This is a genomic window from Micromonospora sp. CA-263727, assembly GCF_050942455.1.
Lineage (GTDB): Bacteria > Actinomycetota > Actinomycetes > Mycobacteriales > Micromonosporaceae > Micromonospora.
In genome coordinates, this window is record NZ_CP192031.1 from 2,384,762 (window position 1) to 2,407,571 (window position 22,810).

Sequence of the window (22,810 nt, forward strand, 5' to 3'; positions counted from 1 at the left end):
ACACAAGGCTAGGTCTGGCCTGCGCCGCGGGCCTCGATCATCGCCTCGATGCCGTCCAGCACCCGGCCGAGCCCGAAGTGCCAATCAGCCTCGATGTCCTCGTCGTCCCCGCCCTCCTCGGCCAGCAACTCGTGGATCGCCGGGTACGGGCCCGAGGCGGTGAGCCTGGTCAGGTGGTGCCAGTAGCGCAGCCCCACCTCCTCTGGGGTCTGCCCGGTGCGGGCCGCGGCCTCGGCGAGGTCGGCGGTGGTGTTGGCCCAGCTGCGGGCGTATCCGCTGACCAGCATGATGGTGGAGAGCCGTTCGGTGCCGCGTAGCCCGGTGCCGCTCAGCGCGGCGAGCCCGTACTCCATCCAGCGCACCTGGTTGGGGCTGATCGGTGGGCCGCCGATCGGCACGTGCCGGATCCAGGGCTGCCGGCGCAGCGCGGCGAGGTTCCCCTCGGCCCAGCGGGCCAGCGCCGGCCGCCAGCCCTCGTCGGCGGCCCGCGGCCGGGGCGGCGGGCCGTACGCGGTGTCGGCCATGAGGTCGAGCAGGTCCTGCTTGGCCGGCACGTACCGGTACAGCGACATCGTCGCCACGCCCAGCTCACCGGCGACCCGGCTCATCGATACGGCGGCCAGTCCGTCGGCCTGGGCAACCCGGATTCCCGCGGCCACCACCTGCTCCAGGCTGAGACTGCGCTTCGGGCCCCGGCCGGGGCGGTCCCGCAGCCCCCAGGCGAGCGCGATGCTCTCGGGCAGCTCGACGTCGGCGTCGCCCACTCCACCTCCCGGACCGGTCTTGACCGTCATCCTAACTTCTGCGTATGGTCTACGCATTAAAGCGTACGTCATACGCAGTTAACGGAGGGTGATCATGGTGAACGGACCACCAGCGGTCGAACTGGCAGACCTGCGCAAGTCCTTCGGTGATCTGGTCGTCCTCGACGGCCTGACCATGCGGGTGGCCACCGGCGGTGTGCACGCCCTGCTGGGCCCGAACGGGGCGGGCAAGACCACCACGGTGCGGATCCTGGCCACCCTGACCCGTCCCGACTCGGGCAGTGCCCGGGTCGGCGGGCACGACGTGGTGCGCGAGCGGCGGCGGGTACGGCGGGCGATCAGCCTCGCCGGCCAGCACGCGGCCCTCGACGACGGGCAGACCGGCGCGGAGAACCTGACCATGCTGGCCCGGCTCGCCGGGCTGTCCGGACCGGCGGCCCGGGCCCGCGCCGCCGCGCTGCTGGAGCGCTTCGACCTGACCGACGCCGCCGGCCGGCGGGTGGTGACCTACTCCGGTGGCATGCGCCGCCGCCTCGACCTGGCGGCCAGCCTGGTCGGCACGCCGTCGGTGATCTTCCTGGACGAGCCCACCACCGGTCTGGACCCGCGCAGCCGGCAGGGGCTGTGGGAGGTGATCGGTGAGCTGGCCGGGGCCGGGGTGACCGTGCTGCTCACCACGCAGTACCTGGAGGAGGCCGACCGGCTCGCCGACCGGATCACGGTGCTGCACCACGGCGGGCTCGTCGCCGAGGGGACGGTCGCCGAGCTGAAGAGCCGGTTCGGGGCGCAGCGGCTGGAGCTGACCTGGCGTGACGCGGCCGGCTTCGCCGGGGCCTCGCACCGGCTGGGAGACCGGGTGACCCACCGCGATCCGGCCCGGCTGGCGTTCTCGGTGACCACCGACGGCAGCGCGCCACAGGTACGCGGCCTGCTCGACGAGGTCGATCCGGACCGGCACGGGGTGGTCCGGTTCACCGTCCGGGAGGCGACCCTCGACGACGTCTTCCTCACCCTCACCGGCGGACCGGCGACCGCGCGACGGGAGGCGGCCAATGTCTGAGCTGACCGTCCGGCGGACGCACGCGGCGGTGATGATCGGCCGCTGCGTCCGGCTGTCCCAGCGCAACGTCGACGCGCTGCTCGTCTCGCTGCTGCTGCCGGTGATCCTGATGCTGCTCTTCGTCTACCTCTTCGGCGGGGCGATCGACACCGGCTCCGCGTACGTCACCTACGTGGTGCCCGGCGTACTGCTGCTCTGCGCCGGGTTCGGTGCGGCCGGCACCGCGGTCAGCGTCACCACCGACCTGACCAACGGCATGATCGAACGGCTGCGCACGATGGACGTCGGCGCCACGTCGATCATCGCCGGGCACGTGGTGGCGAGCGTGGTGCGCAACCTGGTGTCCACGGCGCTGGTGCTGGCCGTCGCCGTCGCCATCGGGTTCCGGCCGGCCGTGGCGCCGCTGCGCTGGCTGGCCGCCGCCGGGGTGCTGCTGCTGTTCCTGCTGGCCGTCTCCTGGCTGTCGGCGGCCTTCGGCCTGCTGGCCCGTACCCCCGAGGCGGCCAGCGGCTACACCTTCCTGGTGATGTTCCTGCCGTACCCGAGCAGCGCCTTCGTGCCGGTGGAGACCATGCCCGGTTGGCTGCGCGGCTTCGCGGAGAACCAGCCCGTCACGCCGGTCATCGAGTCGCTGCGGGGGTTGCTGCTGGACGCCCCGGTTGGCTCGGCGCCGGCCCGCGCGGTGATCTGGTGCCTCGGCCTGCTCGCCGTCGGGGTGCTGCTCTCCGCGGTGCTGTTCCGGCGCCGGATCGCCTGAGCCGAGGGTGGTACGGCGGCCCCGGGGCCGCCGTACCACCCTTCAGTCGTTGAGGACCTGCGCCAGCCGGTCGCGGAACCGCCGCTCCGAGGCGGTCACCACGCTGCTGCCCAGGCCGAGGACCCCGCCGCTGGCGGCCGCGCCGACCACCTGCTCGGCGATCTCCACCAGCCAGTGCCGGTACGCGCCCGCCTCGCCCTCGTCCACCTTGGCCGCCAGCAGCGCCGACGCCGACTTCGCCCGGCCCAGCACGTCCTCGGCGTAGGTGCGCGGGTCGTCGGGCGCGATGGCCGGCAGCTCCTCGCCGGCCTCCGGGTCGCCCACCCGGTTCACCAACTCGCCGGCCACCGCCGCCACCAGCGGGCTGGCCGACTCCCGGCCGGCCGAGATGGTCTCCAGGCCGGCCGCGTTCTCGGCCATCGTCGCCCGGGTGCCGTCGGACTCGGCGGCGCTGGCCGCGGTGAGCACCGACTGTGGCAGGCCGACCAGCAGCCCCCACTCCTCGTCGGAGAAACCGAAACCGGTGTACGCCGGTTCTTCGATCACGCTCTGCCCCTCCCGCTCGTCGTTCACGTCGCTGCCGGCCGCGCCCTGCGCGGCCGGCGGCCGGCGGCCGGCCCAGGTTAGTCCAGGACCAACAGCCCCTGTTCGGACACCACGCTCACCGACAGCGTCTTGTACCCGACCTCGTCGAAGAGGACCGTCATCCGGCTCTCCTCGTAGCCGAGTACCAGCCCCGCGCCCCACTCCGGATGCCGGACCTGGCTGTGCACGGGGAACGGTCCCACCGCGCCGTCGTCGGCGGCGCTGGTGCCGGCATGACAGTTGTCGCAGTGCCCGCAGATCGCGGTCATCTGCTCGCCGAAGTAGGCCAGCAGCGTCTGCCCCCGGCAGGCGCTGGTCTCGGCGAAGGCCCGCATCATGTCGGTCCGCGAGCGGGTCAGGTTCTGCTGCCGCTCGGCCTCGGCCACCGCCGCCGTGGCGGCGTCCACCGCCGTGGGGGAGTAGCGCGGCGCGCCCACGCGCTGCCCCGCCCGCGGCTCCGCGGCGCCGACCTGTTCCAGCAGGGCCAGGTACTGCCCGAGCTTGCGCGGGCCCAACCCGGTGACCTCGCGCAGCTCCTTCCTGGTGGTCGGTCCGTGGCGCAGCAGCGCGGCCAGGTCGCGCAGCTCGGTGGCGTCGGGCAGGCCGCCGCTGAAGTAGCGTTGCAGCCCGACGTCCTCGGCCCGCCAGAGCAGCAGTACGCGCGCCGGCTGGCCGTCGCGCCCGGCGCGGCCGATCTCCTGGAAGTAGCTGTCCGGCGAGTCGGGCAGCGCCATGTGCACCACCCAGGCGATGTTCGGCTTGTCGATACCCATGCCGAACGCCGAGGTGGCCACCATGATGGGCACCCGGTCGGCGAGGAACGCCTCGTGCCGCCGGGTGCGGGCGGCGCCCGCCATCCCGCCGTGGTAGTGGTGCGCGGGAAAGCCGGCGTCGGTGAGCCGGCCGGCCAACTCCTCGGCCGCCCGGCGGGTGGGCACGTAGATGATGCCCGGCCGGTTGTCCTCGCGCAGCAGCGCGATCAGTCGCCGCCACCGGTAGTCCTCGGTCGGGCAGTGGGCCACCTCCAGGAAGAGGTTGGGCCGGTCCAGTCCGGACACCACGATCTCGGGCCGGCGCAGCCGCAGTCGGGCGACGATGTCCTCGCGTACCGGCGGCGAGGCGGTGGCGGTCAGCGCCACCACCGGTGGCCGGCCGATGCCGTCGACGAGCTGACCGAGCGCCAGGTAGTCGGGGCGGAAGTCGTGCCCCCAGGCGGAGATGCAGTGCGCCTCGTCGATCGCCACCAGGGCCGGCCCGAGTGCCCGCACCTCCGCCAGCCGGTCCGGGTTGGCCAGCTGTTCCGGGGTGATGAACAGGAACTCGGCCCGCCCGTCGCGGATCTCGGCGATCGCCTCGGCCTGCTGGGCCGGCGCCTCGTCCGAGCTGATCCGCACCGCCCGAAGTTCGGGGCGTCGCCGCTCGTTGAGCGCGGCGATCTGGTCCTGTTGCAGTGCGAGCAACGGCGAGATCACCACGGTCGGGCCGGGGATCAGGCTCGCCGGGATCTGGTAGATCGCCGACTTGCCGGCACCGGTGGGCAGCACCACCAGGGCGTCGCGCCGCTTCATCACGGCCCGCATCGCGGCCAGTTGGTTGGGGCGCAGGGTGGACCAGCCGAACAGGCTGCGCGCCGCGCGGCGCAACGACATCGAGTGCGTGGTCAGCTTCATCGAGGGCCGCAGGTACCCGGGTGCGCCGACGCCGAAACCCGGCGGGAGTCAGCGGCGGAACATCGCCCGGATCGCGACGAAGAGCAGCAGGCCGCCGACCACCAGGCCGAGCAGGCGTACGCCGGGGATGTCGGCCGGACTGGTCGCGTCGGCCAGCAGCAGGGGGTCCATCTCCGCACTCTGTCCGGATAACGCCACCCTAGGCAACTGTAAGGTTTATTGACTAATTGGGTGGCGCGGTGTGACCATGTCTGCACCGCCGGCTGGCGGTTGTCCCGCGGCGGAGAAGACGGGGGTACCACGACCGCATGAGCGAGCGTCAGCGAGCGAATCATCGGCTCAGCGCACCGAACGGCAACCTGGCGGCGCTGGCGGCCGCGGTCCTGCAACCCGGGTTCGTCGGCACCGCTCCGCCCGCCTGGGTGCGCCGCTGGCTGGCCGACGGGCTCGGCGGGGTGGTGTTGTTCAGCCGCAACGTCGTGGACCTGGAGCAGGTCGCCACGCTCACCGCGGCCCTGCGCGCGGAGCGCCCCGACGTGATCGTCGCCATCGACGAGGAAGCCGGGGACGTCACCCGCATCGAGTCCGGCCGGGGCAGCTCCCGCCCGGGGAACCTCGCCCTCGGCGCGGTCGACGACCCGGCGCTCACCGAGGAGGTGGCCCGTGACCTCGGCGTCGAACTCGCCGCCGCCGGGATCACCCTGAACTACGCGCCGGACGCCGACGTCAACTCGAACCCGGACAACCCGGTGATCGGCGTCCGCTCGTTCGGCGCCGAGCCGTCGCTGGTCGCCCGGCACACCACCGCCTGGGTACGCGGCCTGCAGTCCGCCGGGGTGGGCGCCTGTGCCAAGCACTTCCCGGGTCACGGCGACACCCGGGTCGACTCGCACCACGACCTGCCCCGGATCACCGCCGACCGGGCCCGGCTGCACGCCGTCGAGCTGGCCCCGTTCCGGGCCGCCGTCGCGGCGGGCGTACAGGCGGTGATGACCGGGCACCTGCTGGTGCCGGCGCTCGATCCGGAGCTGCCGGCCACCCTGAGCGGGCGGATCCTGGGCGGCCTGCTCCGGGAGGAGATGGGCTTCAACGGTGTCGTGGTGACCGACGCGGTGGAGATGCGCGCGGTGACCGACCGGTACGGCTTCGCCGGTGCGGCGGTCCGGGCCCTCGCCGCCGGCGCGGACGCGATCTGCGTGGGCGGTGAGCACGCCGACGAGGAGACGGCCCGCTATCTGCGCGACGCCATCGTCGACGCGGTCGTCGCCGGGGAACTGCCCGAGGAGCGGCTGACCGAGGCGGCGAAACGGGTCGGCCAACTCGCGGCCTGGACGGTGGCCGCCCGCGCGGAGCGGCCCGCTGCCAACGGCACGACCACCCGTGGCCCGGGTTCGCGGGTGGGGCTGGCCGCGGCGCGGCGTGCGCTGCGGGTCAGCACCGCCGGCCGGGGCGCCGTCGCGCTGCCGCTGGCCGGCCCCGCGCACGTGGTGGAGTTCGAGCCGCCGCACAACATCGCGATCGGGGCGGAGACCCCGTGGGGAGTGGCCGCCCCGCTGGCCGCGCTCGTGCCGGGCACCACCGGCGCCCGTTACGCCGAGGCCGCGGTGCCCGCCGACCCGACCACCGGCGCCGCCGGCCGGCCGATCGTCCTGGTCGTGCGCGACCTGCACCGGCACGGCTGGATGCGCGCCGCGGTCGACCGGGCGCTGGCCGTCCGGCCCGACGCGGTGGTGGTGGAGCTCGGCGTGCCCGCGCTGGTCACCGGCCCGGTGCACGTCGCGACCCACGGCGCCACCCGGGCCGCCGGCTGGGCGGCGGCGGAGCTGATCAGCGGTGCCGGGGTCAGCCCAGGCTGGTGACCAGGCCGGCGTAGTCGGGATGGCGCTCGATGAAGGCGGCCATGAACGGGCACTGCGGCACCACCCGGCCGCCCTGCGCCCGGACCTGGTCCAGCGTGCCGCGCATCAGCGCCGAGCCGACGCCCATGTTCTGGAACGCCGAATCCACCTCGGTGTGGGTGAAGACCAGCACCTCACCGCGCGGCAGGTAGGCGGTGAACCCGGCCAGCGCGTTGTCGACCAGGATCTCGAAGCGGTGTTTGGCGGGGTTCTCCTCGACCAGCATGCTCACCCGCTCATTGTCCACCGGCCACCGGCGGCCCCGATGTGGTTCGCCGGCGTCTCGTACCCTGGGCCGCGTGACGAAGCCATCCCCCGCCGCTATGGCCCCGGGTATCCGCACCCGCAAGACCCTCGGCCTGCTGGCCGGCCTCGCGCTCGGCGCGGCGCTGCTGGCCGGGTGCAGCAGCTCCGAGGGCGCCAGCACCAACTGCGGGCTGGACGCCTGCACGGTGACCTTCGACCGGGGGGTGGAGGCCCAGGCCAACATCTTCGGCGTCGAGGCCCGACTGGTCGGTGCCCAGGACGACCAGGTCACCATCGAGGTCGGCGGTGAGCAACTCTCGCTGACCGTCGGCGAGCAGGCCACCGACGTCGGTGGCCTCGCGGTCACCCTGGACAGCGTCACCGACTCCGAGGTCAAGGTCCGGATCTCCCGCTAGCCCGGCCGCTGCCCGGCCGGCGGGCGCCGGTCACGTTTGGGAATCCTCGGGTGCGGAGACTGAGGCGTCATGTCTCTCACCCGCAACGCCGAAGCCGCCGCCCGCACGGCCGGCAGCCGCTGGCTGGTACTCCTCGCCCGGGCCGGTTTCGTCGGCTACGGGATCGTGCACCTGTTGTTCGGCTGGCTGGTGTTGCAGATCGCGTTCGGCGCCTCGGCCGATGACGGCGACCAGTCCGGCGCGCTGCGTACCCTCGCGGCGCAGCCGATGGGTCGGTTCCTCGTCGTCGCCATCGCGGTCGGCCTGCTCGCCATGGCGATCTGGCAGGCCCTCGAAGCGGCCGTCGGGCACCGCGCCGAACGGGGCAACGACCGGCTCAGGGAGCGCATCGCCTCGGCCGCCCGGACCGTCATCTACCTCTGGCTGGCCTGGACGGCCGTCAAGGTCTTCGCCCGCGCCAACACCGACAGCGCGGCACAGCAGGAGGAACTCACCGCCCGCCTGATGGACACGGCCGGTGGCCGTTGGCTGGTCGGCGTCGCCGGCCTGGTGCTCGCCGGTGTCGGCGTCGGCATGGTGGTCTACGGCCTGCGGAAGAAGTTCCTGAAGCGCCTCAGGCAGGGCGAGATGGGCGTCCGGACCGGCCGGCTCGCCCGCCGGCTCGGTATGGCCGGTTACGCCGCCCGAGGCGGCGCGTTCGCCGTCACCGGCCTACTGGTCGTGCTGGCTGCGGTCGACTACGACCCGGAGAAGGCCCGTGGCCTGGACGCCGCGCTGCGGATGCTGCGCGACCAGTCGTACGGCACGATCCTGCTCACCCTGATCGGGCTCGGCATCGCGGCCTTCGGCGGGTACTGCTTCCTCCAGGCCCGATACCGCAAGCTGTGAAACGTCGTGGTTGACGGAATGGGCGCGGGTGGACCGGTGGTGGGGCGGCGTGGACGTTTGGGATGGCGTTTGGTGGGGACGCTGCGGCACGCTTCTGCTCCTTCTCGCCCCGACCGTCGTTGGTTGGTGTGGAGGACGTGCGGCGGTCCGAATCCGGGCCGGAAACCCGCACGCGGGATTGACCGGCGGCGAATTCGGGCATAAAGCGCGGTGAAGACGAGAGGGGGACAGCATGGCTGACGTGGCGAACGCCCGTACCTCCCGCAACGGGAGCGAGCCGTCCACCGTTGAGCTGGTCCAGCGGGCCACCGAGCAGGTATCCCGCCTGGTCCGGGACGAACTCGCGCTGGCCCGCGCCGAGTTGACGCAGAAGGGCAAGAACGCCGGCATCGGCCTGGGCCTGCTCGCCGCCGGTGGCGCGCTCGCGTTCTTCGGTCTCGGCGCGCTGGTCACCGCCGCGATCCTGCTGCTGGCGCTGGTGCTGCCGGCGTGGGCGGCGGCCCTGATCGTGGCGGCGGCCGTGTTCCTGCTCGCCGGCGTGCTCGCCCTGGTCGGCAAGCAGCAGGTCAGCCGGGCGGTCCCGCCGGTTCCGCAGGCGACCGTGCGTAGCCTGCGGGCCGACGTCGACGTGCTCAGCGCCGCGGTCAAGGACAGGGGACGGGCATGACACGCAACGGCACCGGCGACACCGAGGCGCTGCGGGAGGAGATCCGGCGTACCCGGGTCGAGTTGGGCGAGACGATGGAGGCGCTGGCCGCGAAGGCCGACGTCAAGAAGCGACTGAAGTCCTCGGCGGAGCAGGCGCGGGAGCGGATGCGGGAGCAGGCCGTGCTCACCGTGGCCCGGGTCCGCGGGCAGGCCAGCGTCGCCCACGAGCCGGCCGGCGGGCGGCTGGGGCCCGCGCCGTTCGTCGCCCTCGCGGCCGGCGCGGTCGTTGCCGCGCTGGTGCTGGTGATAATCCGAGGGAGGCGTGGGTGAGCAGGGGGGTCGGCAGGGCCGCGTACAAGCCGGTCGGTGTGGTCATGGGCATCGCCGCCGGTGCGGTCGCGGGCACCATCTTCCGCCAGGTGTGGAAGATGGCCGCCGGGGATGGCGAGGCGCCGAGCGCGACCGACGAGAACCGCCGCTGGGGCGAGATCCTCGCGGCGGCGGCGTTGCACGGCGCCATCTTCGCGGTGGTCCGGGCCGCCGTGGACCGCGGCGGCGCCCTCGGGGTACGCCGACTCACCGGTCGCTGGCCGGATTAGCGGGTCGGCCCGTCGCCTCCGCCCAGCGGATCTGACGCATCCGTCAGGTCACATGTCGGAGAATTTCGTCGGGTAGACTGTGCAGAGTTTTTGCGTACGTGGTTTGCTGTTCCACGCTGTTGAGAGATGGCGTGGGTTGAGAGAAGTCTCCTTCACCGGGGGCCGCCTCAGGCGCCGCTGCTCGAAAACGGCCAATCGGCCGCACGGCGTGCTCGGCCGCCAGTTTTAGAAGGAGATTCACATGGCGCAGGGAACCGTGAAGTGGTTCAACGCTGACAAGGGCTTCGGCTTCATCACCGTCGACGGCGGGGGTGCTGACGTGTTCGTCCACTTCTCGGCCATCCAGACCAGCGGCTACCGCTCGCTGGAGGAGAACCAGCGGGTGGAGTTCGAGATCGCCCAGGGCCAGAAGGGTCCGCAGGCCGAGCAGGTCCGCCCCCTCTGAGATCACCGGTCGGCGGCTGCCGGCCAGCGGCGAGGCAGTCCCCCCGGATTCGGTGTGAAGCCCCGCGTTCCGACAGGACGCGGGGCTTTCCGCGTCCCGTCGGTGCGCGGTCCCGTGCCGGGCGGCCCGGCTCAGCGTTGGTTGCGGGCCCGGACGCCGAGCCAGAGCAGGGCCAGGCCGACCAGCACCAGCACCAGGCCGAGCAGGGCCCAGAGCCGCTGGTCGGTCATCACGCTGCCCTCGACGTAGCCGAGGCCCTGCACCGTCCACACCGCGCCGACGACCACGGCCAGCAGGCCGAGGGTGAGCCGGAACCAGCCGCTCATCGCGGTCTCCCTCCCCGCTGGCCCACTGGCGGGCGCGCCGTTCACCACCGGCCGTGCACCTGTGCGCGGATCAGTTCGTCGTAGACCGCCGTCACCTCGGCAAGCTCCTGCGTGGTGAGTGCCGGCTGGCCGGCGACGGCGGCGTTGCCCCGCGCCTGCGCCGCGTCGCGCGCCCCGGGGATGACCACCGTGACCCCCGGCTGGTCGAGCACCCAGCGCAGCGCGAACTGGGCCATCGTCCGGTCGTCGCCGACCAGCGGCGCGAGCCGACGGACGGCGGCCAGCCCGAGGTCGTAGTCGACGCCGGAGAACGTCTCGCCGATGTCGAACGCCGCACCGTGCCGGTTGTACGACCGGTGGTCGTCGGCGGCGAAGGTGGTCTGCTCGTCGTACCGGCCGGAGAGCAGGCCGCTGGCCAGCGGGACGCGGGCGATGATGCCGACGCCGGCGGCGGAGGCGGCCGGCAGCACCCGGTCGAGGGGCTTGTGGCGCAGCGCGTTGAGGATGATCTGGACGCTGGCCACCCCGGGACGGGCGATCGCGGTGAGCGCCTCGTCGCAGGTCTCCACGCTGACGCCGTAGGCGGCGATGCGCTTCTCGGCGACCAGCGTGTCGAGGGCGTCGAAGACCGCGTCGTCGGCGAAGACCACCGTCGGCGGGCAGTGCAGCTGCACGAGGTCCAGAGTGTCCACCCCGAGGTTCGCCCGCGACCGGTCCGTCCACTGGCGGAAGTTGTCCAGGGTGTACGCCTCCGGCGTCTGTGGGACGCGGCGGCCCATCTTGGTCGCCACCGTCAGTCCGGCGTCCGGGTGGGCCGCCAGGAAGCGCCCGATCAGCCGCTCGCTGCGTCCATCGCCGTACACGTCGGCGGTGTCCAGGAACGTGATGCCGGCCTCGACGGCGGCGCTCAACACCGCCAGGGCGTCGTCCTCGGTGACCGTGCCCCAGTCGGCGCCGAGCTGCCAGGCGCCGAGCCCGACCACGCCGGTCTGCCGGTCCATGCGGGGGAAGGTGCGTTGCTCCATGCCGGTGAGCCTAGTGACCTTCGTTGCCCGCGCCGGTGGCGGGCCGTAGAATAAGAAGACGTACGTACGGTTTGCAACTGCGGTTCGCCAGCGCGGTGGGGAATGGAGGCGTCATGTGGGATCCGGCGACGTACCTGCGTTACGGCGACGAGCGCGCCCGACCGTTCCACGACCTGCTCGCCCGGGTCGCCGCCGACCGGCCGCGTACGGTGGTCGACCTCGGCTGCGGCCCCGGCACCCTGACCGCCACCCTCGCCGCCCGCTGGCCCGGCAGCCGGGTCGTCGGGCTGGACTCCTCGCCCGAGATGATCGCGCGTGCCGCCGCGCTGGACGCCCCGGTCACCTTCGGCGTGGCCGACGTACGCGACTGGCGCCCCGACCCGCACACCGACGTGGTGGTCAGCAACGCGGTGCTGCAATGGGTGCCCGGCCACCGGGAGCTGCTCACCCGCTGGGCCGGTGCCCTGCCCGCCGGCGCCTGGCTGGCGATGCAGGTGCCCGGCAACTTCGACGCCCCCTCGCACCGCGCGCTGCGCGAGGTCGCCGCGCGCCCGCCGTGGCGCGCGACGCTGGCCCCACTGATACGCGAAGCGCCGGTCGGCGACCCGGTCGACTACGCCGGCTCCCTGGCCGCCGCCGGTTGCGCCGTCGACGCCTGGGAGACTACCTACGTGCACCTGCTACCGGCCCGTCCCGACGCGGAGCACCCCGTGTCGGCCTGGCTGGAGGGCACCGCGTTGCGCCCGGTCCGGGCCGCGCTGGACGCCGCCGGCTGGTCCGCCTTCCGGGCCGCCCTGCGGGTACGCCTCGACGAGGCGTACCCGGTGCGGCAGGGGCAGGTGTACTTCCCGTTCCGACGGATCTTCGTCGTCGCCCGTACCGGCGCCCGCGCCCAGGAGAGCTCGTGACCGATCTGCCCACCTTCATCGCCGGACTGCCCAAGGTGGAGCTGCACGTGCACCACGTCGGCTCCGCCTCGCCCCGGATCGTGGCCGAGCTGGCCGCCCGTCACGAGGGGCGCAGCCCCGTCCCGGCCGACCCCCAGTTGCTGGCCGACTACTTCGCCTTCCGGGATTTCGCCCACTTCATCGAGGTCTACCTGAGCGTCGTCGACCTCGTCCGGGACCAGGAGGATGTCTGGATCCTCACCCACGAGGTGGCCCGGGAGCTGGCCCGCCAGCAGGTCCGTTACGCCGAGCTGACGGTGACCCCGTACTCGCACGTCAAGCGCGGCATCCCGGCGCCGGCGTTCTGCGAGGCGATCGAGGACGCCCGCAAGCGGGCCGCCGCCGATTTCGGCATCGAGCTGCGCTGGTGCTTCGACATCCCCGGCGAGGCGGGCCTGCCGGCGGCCGAGGAGACGCTGCGGATCAGCCTCGACGAGCGCCCGGACGGGCTGGTCAGCTTCGGCCTGGGCGGCCCCGAGATCGGCGTGCCCCGACCCCAGTTCAAGCCCTACTTCGACCAGGCCCGGGCGGCGGGGCTGCGCTCGGTGCCGCACGCCGGGGAGACCACCGGCCCGCAGACCGTCTGGGACGCGCTGCGTGAGCTGGGCGCCGAGCGGATCGGCCACGGCATCTCCGCCGCCGAGGATCCGCGGCTGCTGGAACACCTCGCGCAACGGCAGATCGGCGTGGAGGTGTGCCCCACCTCCAACGTGCGGACCCGGGCGGTGGCCCGCATCGAGGAGCACCCGCTGCCCCGACTGGTCGAGGCCGGGCTGCTGGTCACCATCAACTCCGACGACCCGCCGATGTTCGGCACCACCCTCGACGAGGAGTACGCGGTGGCCGCCCGGCTGCTGAACGCCGGCCCGGCGCAGGTGGCCGACCTGGCCCGCAACGCGGTTACCGCCTCGTTCCTCGACCCCGCCGGAAAGCAACGGATCAACGCGGAGATCGACGCCCATCTGGCGGCCACGACCGGCTGACCGGGCGGGTGGGCCGGAACCCGGTCCCGGCTCGCGCTCGCCGTGGGCGGCCGGCGGCCGCGGCGGTACGGAGTCGCGCGCGGCGGGAGGAGGTGTGGGGGGACCGTGTCTCCCGCCGCGCGCACTGCCCCACCGGCCACGGTGCGCTGGGAGCGGAGGACCGGTGGAACTGCTGGGTTCGGAGCTGATCCTGGCAGCTGAACCGGGCCGGTGGGCCGGCGTTAATGTGGATCTAAGGAAGACTTGTGCCGCCGCACAGCCCGCCCTGGCCGCCGCATTGCCCGCTGCCACGGCCGGCAACGGTCGCCGCTCAGCTCTCCGTGGGGCGTTGCCGGGGCCAACGACGCCCGCTGCTCTTCTGCTCCCGGGCCATCCGGCCGACCAGACCGAACCGGCTGACCTGGCGCGGCGTCGCCTCCGGGTCGGCGAGCAGCATCACCACGCTGGCCCCGCCCAGCTGGGCCCGGTCGATGCTGACCGAACCGTTGGCCTGCAACGCCACCCGCTTGGCGATGTCCAGCCCGAGGCCGGTGGAGCCCTGGTCGCTGGCGCCACGACGCAGGGCGCGGTCCGGGTCGGCGATGCCCGGGCCGGCGTCGTCGATCCGGATCGCCACGTACCCGTCGCGCCGGGAGACCGCCACCTCGAACGCGGCGCCCTGCGGGGTGTAGCGGAAGACGTTGCCGATCACCGCGTCCAGTGCGGCGGCCAACTCGGCCCGGGGCACCGGCGCGGGGATGCGAAGCTGGGCGCCGGAGACCCGGTGCGGGCGGTTCTGGTCGCCCGCGAGGGCCGCCCAGAACACCATCCGGTCGCGGACGACCTCGCTCACGTCACACATCGCCGGGCCGGCCTCGGTGGCCACCGCCTTGCGGGTGGTCTTGATCAGCACGTCGATCTCACCCTCCAGGGTCACGATCGCCTGCCGGATCCGCCGGATGCCGCGCCGGTAGTCCAGCTCCGCCTGGCTGAACGAGCCCACGCTGGTGTCGTCCGACTCCAGCGCCTCGGCGTCCAGCCGGAGCACGGTCAGCGGGGTCCGCAGCCGGTGCGACAGGTCCGCCACCAGCTCCCGCTCCTCGGTGCGGGCCGCGTCGAACCGGTCCGCCATCCGGTTGAAGGCATGGCCGGCCTCGGCCAGCTCGCGCGGGCCGCTCGGCTCGACGCGTACGCCCAGGTCGCCGTCGCCCACCGCGAGCGCCGCCTTGACCAGGCCCCGGGTGGCGTCCACCGCGCGGGCCGCGACCCGGTCCACCACCAGCACCGCCGCGCCCACCAGGGCGACGGCCACCCCGGTCAGCAGCAGCCAGCGGCTGCCGGCGCCCGCATCGAGCGCCGAATCGGGGACGAAGACCTCCACCACGGCCGTCCGGTCGCCGAGCACCACCGGGTCCAGCCGCAGCACCCCGCCGTCGACGTCGACGACCAGGGAACGCCCCTCGGAGCGGGCCCGGTCCAGCTGTGCCGCGTCGGCCCGCCCGGCGGCGGCGTCCACGTCCAGCCCGTGCACGACCGGACGGGTCGCCGGGTCGTCGCCGCTGGCGTCGATCGCGCGGGCCACCACCTCCGGCTCGGTGCTCACCGCGAGCGCCCCGGTCACCAGCGCACTGCGGCGGGCCGCGTCGGCGATCGCCTCCTCGCCGGCCTGCCCGCCCAGGACCAGCCCGAGCGGGATCAGGAAGACCAGCGCCAGCAGGGCGCCGGTGCCGGCCGTCAGCAGGGCCAGCGACCGTCTCAGTCCGGCGCCACCAGCCGAAAGCCCACCCCCCGCACGGTGCGCAGGTAGCGCGGCTTCGCCGCGGACTCGCCCATTTTGCGGCGAAGCCAGTACAGGTGAACGTCGATGGTCTGATCCTCGCCGACCGATGGCTGCCGCCATACCTCCTCCAAGAGCTCCCGCCGGGACACTACCCGGCCAGGACGGGCGGCGAGATACGCCAGCAGGTCGAATTCCTTACGGGTCAGCGCCAACGCCTCCCCGTCGAGGTGGGCGCTGCGCTCGCCGACGTCGATCCGCAGCCCGCCCACGCTGTGCACCGCCGGCTGCACGGCGCGGCTGGCCCGCCCCACCCGGCGCAGCACGGTGGTGATCCGGGCATCCAGGTGCGCGCCGGTGAAGGGCTTGACCATGTAGTCGTCGGCCCCGGCGCGCAGCAGCCTCACCACGGACTGCTCGTCGTCGCGGGCGGTGGCGATGATGATCGGCACGTCGGTGATGCCGCGCAGCATCCGCAGGGCGTCCGATCCGTCCAGGTCCGGCAGGCCGAGGTCGAGCACGACCAGGTCGGGACTTTCCGCGGCGACCCGGCGCAGCGCGTCCAGCGCCGTGCCCACCGCGTGCACGGCGTGGCCGCGGTCGGTGAGGGAGCGGAGCATCGCGCCGCGTACGACGTGATCGTCTTCGACCAGCAGGACGGTGGCCACCCCAGCACGGTACTCGCCGCGGCAGGCGCAGCGTTATTGCGGCCCGCCCGGCAACCCGCCAAGCTGGTACGACGATGACGTTCACCCTCTATCCGGACACCCGCCTGGCCCTGGCCCGGGACAGCCTCGCCGGCCTGTCGGTCGGTGACGCCCTCGGATCACAGTTCTTCGTGCCCGGCCGGAAGCCGGCCGACCTGGCCGCCGGCCGGCTTCCCCCGCCCCCGTGGCAGTGGACCGACGACACCGAGATGGCCTGCTCGGTGCTGGCGGCGCTGGCCGACACGGGCCGGATCGACCGGGACGCCCTGGCGCTCGCCTTCGCCGAGCGCTGCGAGCCGTATCGGGGCTACGGGCCCGGCGCGGTGCGCATCCTGCGACTGATCCGCAGCGGCACGCCGTGGCCGGTGGCCGCCGCCTCCGCCTTCGACGGGCAGGGCTCCTGCGGCAACGGCGCGGCGATGCGGGTCGGGCCGCTGGGCGCGTACTTCGCCGACTCGACCAGCCGGGCCACCGCGCAGGCCCGGGCGTCGGCCGAGGTGACCCACGCCCACCCGGAAGGGGTCGCCGGGGCGGTCGCGGTGGCGGTCGCCGCGTCCCTGGCCGCCCGGGCCCGCCTGGACGGGAGCCGCCCCGACCCGGCCCGCCTGCTGGCCGGCGTGGCCGCCGCGCTGGACCCGGCGACCGAGGTGCACCGGGGCGTGCGCGGGGCGGTCCGGCTACTCGGCCGGCCGCTGCCCGAGGTGGTCGCCGCCCTCGGCAACGGCGCCCGGGTCACCGCCCAGGACACCGTCGCCTTCACCTGCTGGGTGGCCGCCACGCACCTGGCGGACTACCCGGCGGCCGTGCGGGCCTGCGTCGAGGCGGGTGGGGACGTGGACACCACCGCCGCCATCGCCGGTGCGGTGGTCGCGGCCCACACCGGAGTCGGCACCGTCGGCGGGGTGCCCGCCGACTGGCTGTCGGCCCGGGAACCGCTGCCCGCCTGGGCCGGCTGACCACGGACCCGCCGCACCGGTTGCCCGCCGCAACCCGTTCCGCCCTCCGGCTGCCCGCCGCACAGGGCTGCCCGCCGCGACCTGTTGCCCGGCGGCTGCGCCGGTCAGCGCGGCGCGCTCGCCTCGACGACCTCGCCGCTGCTCCGGGCCGGGGCCGCCGTGTCGTCGGTGGCTGCCGCCCGTCCCGGCTGGTCGGCGGCGGGCGCCGGCTGCTCGGCGGTGGGCTCCTCGTCGAGCACGGAGCGGTCGACCTCCTCGGCGCTGCGGCGGCGTCGGCTGATCAACCAGCCCACCACCGCCCCGCCGCCCAGGCCGGCCACCAGGCCGGCGGCGAGCAGGCTGGTGGCGTTCGCGCCGTTGTCGCCCGCGGCCGGGGCCGGCGGGGCGTCGGCCGGCGCACCGCCGCCGGGCCCCGCGCCGTGGCCACCGTGGGCGCCCGGGTACGCCGGGTCGCCCGGCGTCAGCGTCAGCACGGGCAGCGGGCGCTGGCCGGGGCCGGGACCCCAGTGCACCTGGAGGCCGTCGGCGTACGTCTGGGTCAACTCGAAGGTCAGCCGGTCGGTCTGCGGCAGCGGAGCCATCGAGAACACCAGCCGGGCCGGGCCCTCGTCCGCCGGGCCCGAAGCCCGGGACCAGGTCAGCGCGGCGGTCACGACATCGGTGGCGGGGCCGTGCATGCCGGCCACCGGCGCGTCCAGCTTGCGGGTGGTGATCGCCGGCGCCCATCCCGGCACCGACAGCGGATACACCTCGGCGATCGGCGGGTCCGCCGGGATCCGGATCTCGATCCGTTCGGTCCGGACGCCGGGGCGCTCGTCGGGCACCACGAACTCGATCTTCACCGAGTTGCCCTGTTGGGCCTCGGTCGGGGTGAAGGTCACGCCGTCGGCCCACGCCGCAGCAGGCCAGACCAGCATCATGGCCGTGGCCAGGGCGGCCACCGTCCCGGCCCGGCGTCGACGGCTCCCGCCGCGCGTCATCGCCATCTTGGGTCCCCATCCGTGTCGTCGCGACCGGAACCGGCTCCGGCCACACCCGGTAGTTCGGATCCCAGGCCGAAAAGGTTCAACGGCGCGCCGGCCGCCGGGCCGCCGGTGTCGACGGCTCGTGTCTCCGGGCCGCCGGTGTCGGCGGTGGTGGCCGGCGGGGCGACCGATAGCATCGCAGTGAGCCGACATCGGCACCGTCAATCACATCTGCTGCGAGGAGTCACCCGTGTCCGCACCCCGTACCCCCGCCGTGGCCGACCCCGTCGTCGTCGCCGCCGGGACGACGGCGGCCGACGCGGTGGCCGCGGCCGGGCTGCCCACCAGCGGCCCGAAGGCGATCGTGGTGGTCCGCGACCCGCAGGGCGCGCTGCGCGACCTGGACTGGCGGCCGGCCGAGGAGACCGCCGTCGAGCCGGTCGCCCTCGACTCGCCGGACGGGCTGGACGTGCTGCGCCACTCGACGGCGCACGTGCTGGCCCAGGCCGTGCAGGACGTCTTCCCGGAGGCCAAGCTGGGCATCGGCCCGCCGATCGAGAACGGCTTCTACTACGACTTCGCGGTCGACAAGCCGTTCCAGCCCGACGACCTGGCCCGGCTCGAGAAGCGGATGCAGGAGATCATCAAGTCCGGGCAGCGGTTCCGCCGCCGCCGCTACGACAGCCTGGACGAGGCCAGGGCCGAGCTGGCCGCCGAGCCGTTCAAGCTGGAGCTGATCGACGTCAAGGGCGAGGGGCTGGACTCCTCCGAGGTGATGGAGGTCGGCGGGGGCGAGCTGACCATCTACGACAACCTCGCCGCCGACGAGGAGAAGGTCTGCTGGTCGGACCTGTGCCGCGGTCCGCACCTGCCGAACACCCGGCTGATCGGCGCGTTCAAGCTGATGCGCTCGGCCGCCGCGTACTGGCGGGGGAGTGAGAAGAACCCGCAGCTACAGCGGGTGTACGGCACCGCGTGGCCGACCCGGGACGCGCTCAAGGCGTACCTGAAGCTGCTGGAGGAGGCGGCCCGGCGCGACCACCGCAAGCTCGGCGCGGACCTCGACCTGTTCAGCTTTCCCGACGAACTCGGCTCCGGCCTGGCGGTCTTCCACCCCAAGGGCGGCATCATCCGCCGCGAGATGGAGAACTACTCGCGGATCAAGCACGAGCAGGCCGGGTACGAGTTCGTCAACACCCCGCACATCACCAAGGGCCACCTGTACGAGGTCTCCGGGCACCTCGACTGGTACGCCGACGGGATGTTCCCGCCCATGGAGGTGGAGGGCGCGAACTACTACCTCAAGCCGATGAACTGCCCTATGCACGACCTGATCTTCCGCTCCCGCGGTCGTTCCTACCGGGAGCTGCCGCTGCGGATGTTCGAGTTCGGCACGGTCTACCGGTACGAGAAGTCCGGTGTGGTGCACGGCCTGACCCGGGTCCGGGGCATGACCCAGGACGACGCGCACATCTTCTGCACCGAGGAGCAGATGGCGGCGGAACTGAAGTCGCTGCTCGCCTTCGTGCTCGACCTGCTGCGCGACTACGGTCTGGACGACTTCTATCTGGAGCTGTCCACCCGCAACCCGGAGAAGTCGGTCGGCACCGACGAGAACTGGGAGCGGGCCACCGAGGCGCTGCGCTCGGCCGCCGAGGAGTCCGGCCTGCAACTCGTGCCCGATCCGGGCGGGGCGGCCTTCTACGGCCCGAAGATCTCCGTGCAGGCCAAGGACGCCATCGGCCGGACCTGGCAGATGTCCACCATCCAGGTCGACTTCAACCTGCCGGAGCGCTTCGGCCTGGAGTTCCAGGCCGCGGATGGCACCCGGCAACGGCCGGTGATGATCCACCGGGCGCTGTTCGGTTCGATCGAGCGGTTCTTCGGGGTGCTGATCGAGCACTATGCCGGGGCGTTCCCGGCCTGGCTGGCCCCGGTGCAGGTGGTCGGCATCCCGATCCGCGAGGAGCACGCCGACTACCTGCACGGCTTCGTCGCCGCGCTGCGCGCCGAGGGCATCCGTGCCCAGGTCGACGCCGGTGACGAGCGGATGCAGAAGAAGATCCGTAACGCGCAGCAGCAGAAGATCCCGTTCATGGTGATCGCCGGGGACGACGACGTGGCCGCCGGCACGGTCTCGTTCCGCTACCGGGACGGCTCCCAGCGCAACGGGGTGCCGCTCGCCGAGGCGGTCGCGCACGTCCTCGACGTGGTCTCCGCCCGCACCAACACCGGCCCCTCGGCCGCCTGACCGGCCAGGGTGGTGGCGCCCGCCAGCTGCGGGCGCCACCACCGGTGGGTGTGCCCGGTCGTCAGATCCCGCAGCTCGGCGCCGACCAGGAGCGGCTGGGCGAGGCGCCCAGGTGGGTGTGGTCGTTGTGGCCCGGGTAGCCGGGGCCGAGGATGTTGCTGAAGCCGTGGTTGCGGGCCTGCTGGGCGAGTCGGCAGAACGAGGGCGACCCGGTCAGGTCGACGCCGTCGCCGTAGAGGTGCCGGCTGCTGGCCGCCCCGCCGACCGCGTTGTTGCAGGCGTAGCTGCGGAAACCGCTGCTGATGTAGAGCGGCACGTTGCCCAGCGCCCGCCGCATGGCCTGGAGCTTCCACATCGAGACCAGTGCGTTGAACCGGGCGGTGCTCGCCGCGACCGCCCCGCCGGACCAGTCGCCGTTGCAGCGGTTCCACTCGGCGTAGCTGAAGTTGACCGGCGTGCAGTCGTCGTCCTGGAGCGCGTAGATCTGGTTGAACGTCTGCGGGCCGGCCACCCCGTCGGCGGCCAGGCCGTACGCCTGCTGGAAACGAATCACCGCGTCCCGGGTCGCCGGACCGTAGCTGCCGTCGAGGCCGAGTACCGCGCCGTAGCCGGGGTAGCCGGAGACGCGGATCTGTAACTGGCGTACGTCCTCGCCGGTCATGCCGGAGGAGAGGATGCGGCCCCAGGTGTAGCAGCCGTCGGCCTGGGCGGCGGTGCCGGTGGCGAGCACCGTTGCCAGGCTCGCTGCCGCGGCCATCGCGCAGGCCGCGAGGGCCCGCCCCAGACGGTGCCAGCGGGTACGTCGTTGCATGGCGACTCCAATCGACGATCATCGAAGCAAGGTGGGACGAAAGTTTTGCCGATGTCGATGCAAGAGTCAAGAAAGGCGTGATGGCTTCTGCAAGCGGGCGTCATCGTTCTGTGTCGGGCCGGCGCAGCCCGTGGTGCGGGTGGCGAGCCCTCGCCGCGGGGTACGTAGGATCGCCGATGTGACTGGGGCGGAGCAGCACACCGACAGGGACATGGCCGACGGGCTGGACCGGCTCTGGACGCCGCACCGGATGCCGTACATCTCCGGAGAGGACCGGCCCGAGGGCGGCTACGAGAAGATCTCCGGTTGCCCGTTCTGCCTGGCTCCGGGCCGACCGTCGGAGGAGAGCCTGGTGGTGGCGCGGGGTGAGCACGTCTTCGTGGTGCTCAACCTGTACCCGTACAACCCGGGCCACCTGCTGGTCTGCCCGTACCGGCACGTGGCCGACTACACCGACCTGGACGGGCCGGAGACGGTCGAGCTGGCGTCGTTCACCCAGACCGCGATGCGGGTGATCCGTAAGGTCAGCAACGCGCACGGCTTCAACCTGGGCATGAACCAGGGTGGGGTGGCCGGCGCCGGCATCGCCGCCCACCTGCACCAGCACGTGGTGCCCCGGTGGGGCGGCGACGCCAACTTCATGCCGGTGATCGGGCGCACCAAGGTCCTGCCGCAGCTGCTCGGCGACACCCGCGACCTGCTCCTCCGCGCCTGGCCCTCCTGACCTACCCGCCGCCCGCCTCTCCTCTCCTCCCCTCCGCCCGCGTGCGGCCGGGGCGCGAGCCATCCATCCACCGCCGCGGGATCCTTTGCGCTGCTTACCCCCACGCATATCGGTTACGGAACGGAGTCGATACGTATCGGTAAGCAGCGCAGAGGAGGCGATGCGGAAGGGGATCCCGGGACGACCCGCAGGTCGTTCGCGTCGGGTCCGGGCACGGGCGGATCCGGGGCGATCCGGGCTGATCCGGGAAGCCCGGTCACCCGTACGGATGACCGTGGTGGACGTATGTCAAACGGTGTCCGGAAGATGGCACGATGCGCCGATGGTGGAGTCGACGCGGACACTGGGCCGCAGCGGCATCGAGGTCAGCGCCCTGGGCATGGGCTGCTGGGCGATCGCCGGTCCGTGGGCCGAGGGACGAACACCGCTGGGCTGGGGCCCGGTCGACGACGAGGAGTCGACGCGGGCGATCCGTCGGGCCCTCGACCTCGGTGTGACGCTCTTCGACACCGCCGACACCTACGGGGCCGGGCACGGCGAGCGGCTCCTCGGCCGGGCCCTGGCGGGGCGGCGGGACGAGGCGGTCGTCGCCACCAAGTGGGGGCACACCTTTGACGAGCGGAGCCGACAGGCCACCGGGACCGACGCCTCACCGGCCTACCTGCGGCGGGCCGTGCAGGACTCGCTGCGCCGCCTCGACACCGATTGGATCGACCTCTACCAGCTGCACCTGGCCGACCTGCCGGTGGCCCGGGCACAGGCCCTGATCGGCGCCCTCGAGGAGCTGGTGGCCGACGGCCTGATCCGGGCGTACGGCTGGAGCACCGACCGGGCCGACCGGGCCACCGCCTTCGGGCAGGACGCCCCGCACGCCGCCACCGTGCAGCACAGCCTCTCGGTGCTGCGTGACGCCCCCGACCTGCTCGACATCTGCGCCAAGTACGACCTGGCCAGCATCAGCTGTGGACCGCTGGGCATGGGGCTGCTCACCGGGAAGTACCACCCGGAGTCGAGGCTGCCGCACGACGACGTGCGGGGCATGACCTCGGGCTGGCTGGAGTGGTTCCGGGGCGGGCGACCCGCACCGGAGTGGCTGCGTCGGGTGCACGCGGTGCGGGCGGCGCTGACCGCCGACGGGCGCACCCTGGCCCAGGGCGCCCTGGGCTGGATCTGGGCCCGCAGCGACCGCACGATTCCGATCCCGGGCTGCCGCAGCGTCGCCCAGGTCGAGGAGAACGCCGCCGCGCTGGCCTGGGGGCCCCTCACCCCCGACCACTTCGCCGAGGTCGAACGGCAGCTGGCCGCGCTGCGCGCCGCCGCGCTCCAGGAGGCCGACCGCCCCTACTGGCCCAGCCCCATGCTTCCCACCGCCCGCCCCTGACC

At 73.5% G+C, this 22,810-nt stretch carries 26 protein-coding genes; 15 read left to right on the forward strand and 11 right to left on the reverse strand.

Going from position 1 to position 22,810, the window contains the following annotated elements; genetic code table 11:
- Positions 1-8: 8 nt before the first annotated feature.
- Positions 9-794 (reverse strand): TetR/AcrR family transcriptional regulator, encoded by a 786-nt coding sequence (locus ACQPYA_RS10820; RefSeq protein ID WP_433532479.1) that lies wholly within the window; start codon positions 792-794, stop codon positions 9-11.
- A 64-nt stretch (positions 795-858) separates the two neighbouring features.
- On the opposite strand from ACQPYA_RS10820, the gene ACQPYA_RS10825 reads away from it, so the two are divergent.
- Together ACQPYA_RS10825 and ACQPYA_RS10830 are read left to right on the forward strand one after the other, a co-directional pair.
- Positions 859-1,824 carry an ATP-binding cassette domain-containing protein gene (locus tag ACQPYA_RS10825; RefSeq protein WP_433532480.1) on the forward strand — a complete coding sequence of 322 codons (966 nt, stop codon included), beginning with the start codon at positions 859-861 and terminating at the stop codon, positions 1,822-1,824.
- A complete protein-coding gene (locus ACQPYA_RS10830; protein WP_433532481.1) occupies positions 1,817-2,581 on the forward strand; it encodes an ABC transporter permease in 765 nt (254 codons plus the stop codon). Before ACQPYA_RS10825 ends, ACQPYA_RS10830 begins: the two co-directional genes overlap by 8 nt.
- A gap of 42 nt (positions 2,582-2,623) precedes the next feature.
- On the opposite strand, the gene ACQPYA_RS10835 is transcribed toward ACQPYA_RS10830, so the two are convergent.
- From ACQPYA_RS10835 to ACQPYA_RS10845, 3 genes are all read right to left on the reverse strand, one after another.
- A complete protein-coding gene (locus tag ACQPYA_RS10835) occupies positions 2,624-3,127 on the reverse strand; it encodes a hypothetical protein (protein ID WP_433533460.1) in 504 nt (167 codons plus the stop codon).
- Between the two features lie 77 nt (positions 3,128-3,204).
- Entirely contained in the window at positions 3,205-4,836 is a 1,632-nt protein-coding gene (locus ACQPYA_RS10840) for a RecQ family ATP-dependent DNA helicase (protein ID WP_433532482.1), read from the reverse strand.
- A 48-nt stretch (positions 4,837-4,884) separates the two neighbouring features.
- Positions 4,885-5,007 (reverse strand): hypothetical protein, encoded by a 123-nt coding sequence (locus ACQPYA_RS10845; RefSeq protein ID WP_258378261.1) that lies wholly within the window; start codon positions 5,005-5,007, stop codon positions 4,885-4,887.
- Between the two features lie 137 nt (positions 5,008-5,144).
- Here ACQPYA_RS10845 and ACQPYA_RS10850 point away from each other — a divergent pair, with 137 nt between their 5' ends.
- Positions 5,145-6,695 (forward strand): glycoside hydrolase family 3 protein, encoded by a 1,551-nt coding sequence (locus ACQPYA_RS10850; protein WP_433532483.1) that lies wholly within the window; start codon positions 5,145-5,147, stop codon positions 6,693-6,695.
- Here the strand turns inward: ACQPYA_RS10850 and ACQPYA_RS10855 are convergent.
- Positions 6,679-6,960, reverse strand: a complete 282-nt coding sequence (locus tag ACQPYA_RS10855) for a GNAT family N-acetyltransferase (protein ID WP_433533461.1) — start codon at positions 6,958-6,960, stop codon at positions 6,679-6,681. The genes ACQPYA_RS10850 and ACQPYA_RS10855 overlap by 17 nt on opposite strands.
- Positions 6,961-7,057: 97 nt before the next feature.
- Between ACQPYA_RS10855 and ACQPYA_RS10860 the strand changes: the two genes are divergently transcribed.
- The 6 genes from ACQPYA_RS10860 to ACQPYA_RS10885 all read left to right on the forward strand — a co-directional run bounded on the left by ACQPYA_RS10860 (position 7,058) and on the right by ACQPYA_RS10885 (position 9,976).
- Positions 7,058-7,396, forward strand: a complete 339-nt coding sequence (locus ACQPYA_RS10860; RefSeq protein ID WP_433533462.1) for a hypothetical protein — start codon at positions 7,058-7,060, stop codon at positions 7,394-7,396.
- Between the two features lie 69 nt (positions 7,397-7,465).
- On the forward strand, positions 7,466-8,284 hold the full coding sequence (locus ACQPYA_RS10865; protein WP_433532484.1) for a DUF1206 domain-containing protein: 819 nt from the start codon (positions 7,466-7,468) through the stop codon (positions 8,282-8,284).
- Positions 8,285-8,516: 232 nt separating this feature from the next.
- Complete coding sequence (locus ACQPYA_RS10870; RefSeq protein ID WP_433532485.1) at positions 8,517-8,951, forward strand: phage holin family protein; 435 nt, start codon at positions 8,517-8,519, stop codon at positions 8,949-8,951.
- Positions 8,948-9,262 carry a DUF3618 domain-containing protein gene (locus tag ACQPYA_RS10875; protein ID WP_433532486.1) on the forward strand — a complete coding sequence of 105 codons (315 nt, stop codon included), beginning with the start codon at positions 8,948-8,950 and terminating at the stop codon, positions 9,260-9,262. The genes ACQPYA_RS10870 and ACQPYA_RS10875 overlap by 4 nt, the downstream gene beginning before the upstream one ends.
- Positions 9,259-9,531 (forward strand): DUF4235 domain-containing protein, encoded by a 273-nt coding sequence (locus ACQPYA_RS10880; RefSeq protein ID WP_433532487.1) that lies wholly within the window; start codon positions 9,259-9,261, stop codon positions 9,529-9,531. The genes ACQPYA_RS10875 and ACQPYA_RS10880 overlap by 4 nt, the downstream gene beginning before the upstream one ends.
- A 241-nt stretch (positions 9,532-9,772) precedes the next feature.
- A complete protein-coding gene (locus tag ACQPYA_RS10885; RefSeq protein ID WP_007458127.1) occupies positions 9,773-9,976 on the forward strand; it encodes a cold-shock protein in 204 nt (67 codons plus the stop codon).
- Between the two features lie 131 nt (positions 9,977-10,107).
- Here the strand turns inward: ACQPYA_RS10885 and ACQPYA_RS10890 are convergent, their stop codons facing one another.
- Positions 10,108-10,350, reverse strand: a complete 243-nt coding sequence (locus tag ACQPYA_RS10890) for a hypothetical protein (protein ID WP_433532488.1) — start codon at positions 10,348-10,350, stop codon at positions 10,108-10,110.
- Complete coding sequence (locus tag ACQPYA_RS10895) at positions 10,344-11,327, reverse strand: aldo/keto reductase (protein ID WP_433532489.1); 984 nt, start codon at positions 11,325-11,327, stop codon at positions 10,344-10,346. The genes ACQPYA_RS10890 and ACQPYA_RS10895 overlap by 7 nt, the downstream gene beginning before the upstream one ends.
- A 113-nt stretch (positions 11,328-11,440) precedes the next feature.
- Between ACQPYA_RS10895 and ACQPYA_RS10900 the strand changes: the two genes are divergently transcribed.
- Together ACQPYA_RS10900 and ACQPYA_RS10905 are read left to right on the forward strand one after the other, a co-directional pair.
- A complete protein-coding gene (locus tag ACQPYA_RS10900; RefSeq protein WP_433532490.1) occupies positions 11,441-12,235 on the forward strand; it encodes a trans-aconitate 2-methyltransferase in 795 nt (264 codons plus the stop codon).
- On the forward strand, positions 12,232-13,257 hold the full coding sequence (locus ACQPYA_RS10905; RefSeq protein WP_433532491.1) for an adenosine deaminase: 1,026 nt from the start codon (positions 12,232-12,234) through the stop codon (positions 13,255-13,257). Before ACQPYA_RS10900 ends, ACQPYA_RS10905 begins: the two co-directional genes overlap by 4 nt.
- Positions 13,258-13,567: 310 nt before the next feature.
- On the opposite strand, the gene ACQPYA_RS10910 is transcribed toward ACQPYA_RS10905, so the two are convergent.
- Together ACQPYA_RS10910 and ACQPYA_RS10915 are read right to left on the reverse strand one after the other, a co-directional pair.
- Positions 13,568-14,974 (reverse strand): HAMP domain-containing sensor histidine kinase, encoded by a 1,407-nt coding sequence (locus tag ACQPYA_RS10910; RefSeq protein ID WP_433533463.1) that lies wholly within the window; start codon positions 14,972-14,974, stop codon positions 13,568-13,570.
- A gap of 17 nt (positions 14,975-14,991) precedes the next feature.
- Positions 14,992-15,681, reverse strand: coding sequence for a response regulator transcription factor (locus ACQPYA_RS10915; RefSeq protein WP_433532492.1), 690 nt, complete (start codon positions 15,679-15,681; stop codon positions 14,992-14,994).
- 74 nt (positions 15,682-15,755) lie between these two features.
- Between ACQPYA_RS10915 and ACQPYA_RS10920 the strand changes: the two genes are divergently transcribed.
- Positions 15,756-16,676, forward strand: a complete 921-nt coding sequence (locus ACQPYA_RS10920) for an ADP-ribosylglycohydrolase family protein (protein ID WP_433532493.1) — start codon at positions 15,756-15,758, stop codon at positions 16,674-16,676.
- 104 nt (positions 16,677-16,780) lie between these two features.
- Here ACQPYA_RS10920 and ACQPYA_RS10925 read toward each other — a convergent pair whose 3' ends face one another.
- Positions 16,781-17,662 carry a DUF1775 domain-containing protein gene (locus ACQPYA_RS10925; protein ID WP_433532494.1) on the reverse strand — a complete coding sequence of 294 codons (882 nt, stop codon included), beginning with the start codon at positions 17,660-17,662 and terminating at the stop codon, positions 16,781-16,783.
- A 229-nt stretch (positions 17,663-17,891) separates the two neighbouring features.
- On the opposite strand from ACQPYA_RS10925, the gene thrS reads away from it, so the two are divergent.
- Positions 17,892-19,892, forward strand: coding sequence for a threonine--tRNA ligase (thrS, locus tag ACQPYA_RS10930; protein WP_433532495.1), 2,001 nt, complete (start codon positions 17,892-17,894; stop codon positions 19,890-19,892).
- A 61-nt stretch (positions 19,893-19,953) separates the two neighbouring features.
- On the opposite strand, the gene ACQPYA_RS10935 is transcribed toward thrS, so the two are convergent.
- Positions 19,954-20,703 carry a D-Ala-D-Ala carboxypeptidase family metallohydrolase gene (locus tag ACQPYA_RS10935; protein WP_433532496.1) on the reverse strand — a complete coding sequence of 250 codons (750 nt, stop codon included), beginning with the start codon at positions 20,701-20,703 and terminating at the stop codon, positions 19,954-19,956.
- 211 nt (positions 20,704-20,914) lie between these two features.
- On the opposite strand from ACQPYA_RS10935, the gene ACQPYA_RS10940 reads away from it, so the two are divergent.
- Entirely contained in the window at positions 20,915-21,427 is a 513-nt protein-coding gene (locus ACQPYA_RS10940; RefSeq protein ID WP_433533464.1) for an HIT family protein, read from the forward strand.
- A gap of 322 nt (positions 21,428-21,749) precedes the next feature.
- Positions 21,750-22,808, forward strand: coding sequence for an aldo/keto reductase (locus ACQPYA_RS10945; protein ID WP_433532497.1), 1,059 nt, complete (start codon positions 21,750-21,752; stop codon positions 22,806-22,808).
- Positions 22,809-22,810: the final 2 nt, after the last annotated feature.

Bases quoted from the DNA above. Each gene is read 5' to 3' on its own strand.
- ACQPYA_RS10820 (WP_433532479.1), bottom strand. From the start codon at position 794: ATGACGGTCAAGACCGGTCCGGGAGGTGGAGTGGGCGACGCCGACGTC.
- ACQPYA_RS10825 (WP_433532480.1), top strand. From the start codon at position 859: ATGGTGAACGGACCACCAGCGGTCGAACTGGCAGACCTGCGCAAGTCC.
- ACQPYA_RS10830 (WP_433532481.1), top strand. From the start codon at position 1,817: ATGTCTGAGCTGACCGTCCGGCGGACGCACGCGGCGGTGATGATCGGC.
- ACQPYA_RS10840 (WP_433532482.1), bottom strand. From the start codon at position 4,836: ATGAAGCTGACCACGCACTCGATGTCGTTGCGCCGCGCGGCGCGCAGC.
- ACQPYA_RS10845 (WP_258378261.1), bottom strand. From the start codon at position 5,007: ATGGACCCCCTGCTGCTGGCCGACGCGACCAGTCCGGCCGACATCCCC.
- ACQPYA_RS10850 (WP_433532483.1), top strand. From the start codon at position 5,145: ATGAGCGAGCGTCAGCGAGCGAATCATCGGCTCAGCGCACCGAACGGC.
- ACQPYA_RS10855 (WP_433533461.1), bottom strand. From the start codon at position 6,960: ATGCTGGTCGAGGAGAACCCCGCCAAACACCGCTTCGAGATCCTGGTC.
- ACQPYA_RS10860 (WP_433533462.1), top strand. From the start codon at position 7,058: ATGGCCCCGGGTATCCGCACCCGCAAGACCCTCGGCCTGCTGGCCGGC.
- ACQPYA_RS10865 (WP_433532484.1), top strand. From the start codon at position 7,466: ATGTCTCTCACCCGCAACGCCGAAGCCGCCGCCCGCACGGCCGGCAGC.
- ACQPYA_RS10870 (WP_433532485.1), top strand. From the start codon at position 8,517: ATGGCTGACGTGGCGAACGCCCGTACCTCCCGCAACGGGAGCGAGCCG.
- ACQPYA_RS10875 (WP_433532486.1), top strand. From the start codon at position 8,948: ATGACACGCAACGGCACCGGCGACACCGAGGCGCTGCGGGAGGAGATC.
- ACQPYA_RS10885 (WP_007458127.1), top strand. From the start codon at position 9,773: ATGGCGCAGGGAACCGTGAAGTGGTTCAACGCTGACAAGGGCTTCGGC.
- ACQPYA_RS10895 (WP_433532489.1), bottom strand. From the start codon at position 11,327: ATGGAGCAACGCACCTTCCCCCGCATGGACCGGCAGACCGGCGTGGTC.
- ACQPYA_RS10900 (WP_433532490.1), top strand. From the start codon at position 11,441: ATGTGGGATCCGGCGACGTACCTGCGTTACGGCGACGAGCGCGCCCGA.
- ACQPYA_RS10920 (WP_433532493.1), top strand. From the start codon at position 15,756: ATGACGTTCACCCTCTATCCGGACACCCGCCTGGCCCTGGCCCGGGAC.
- ACQPYA_RS10925 (WP_433532494.1), bottom strand. From the start codon at position 17,662: ATGGCGATGACGCGCGGCGGGAGCCGTCGACGCCGGGCCGGGACGGTG.
- ACQPYA_RS10935 (WP_433532496.1), bottom strand. From the start codon at position 20,703: ATGCAACGACGTACCCGCTGGCACCGTCTGGGGCGGGCCCTCGCGGCC.
- ACQPYA_RS10940 (WP_433533464.1), top strand. From the start codon at position 20,915: ATGGCCGACGGGCTGGACCGGCTCTGGACGCCGCACCGGATGCCGTAC.
- ACQPYA_RS10945 (WP_433532497.1), top strand. From the start codon at position 21,750: ATGGTGGAGTCGACGCGGACACTGGGCCGCAGCGGCATCGAGGTCAGC.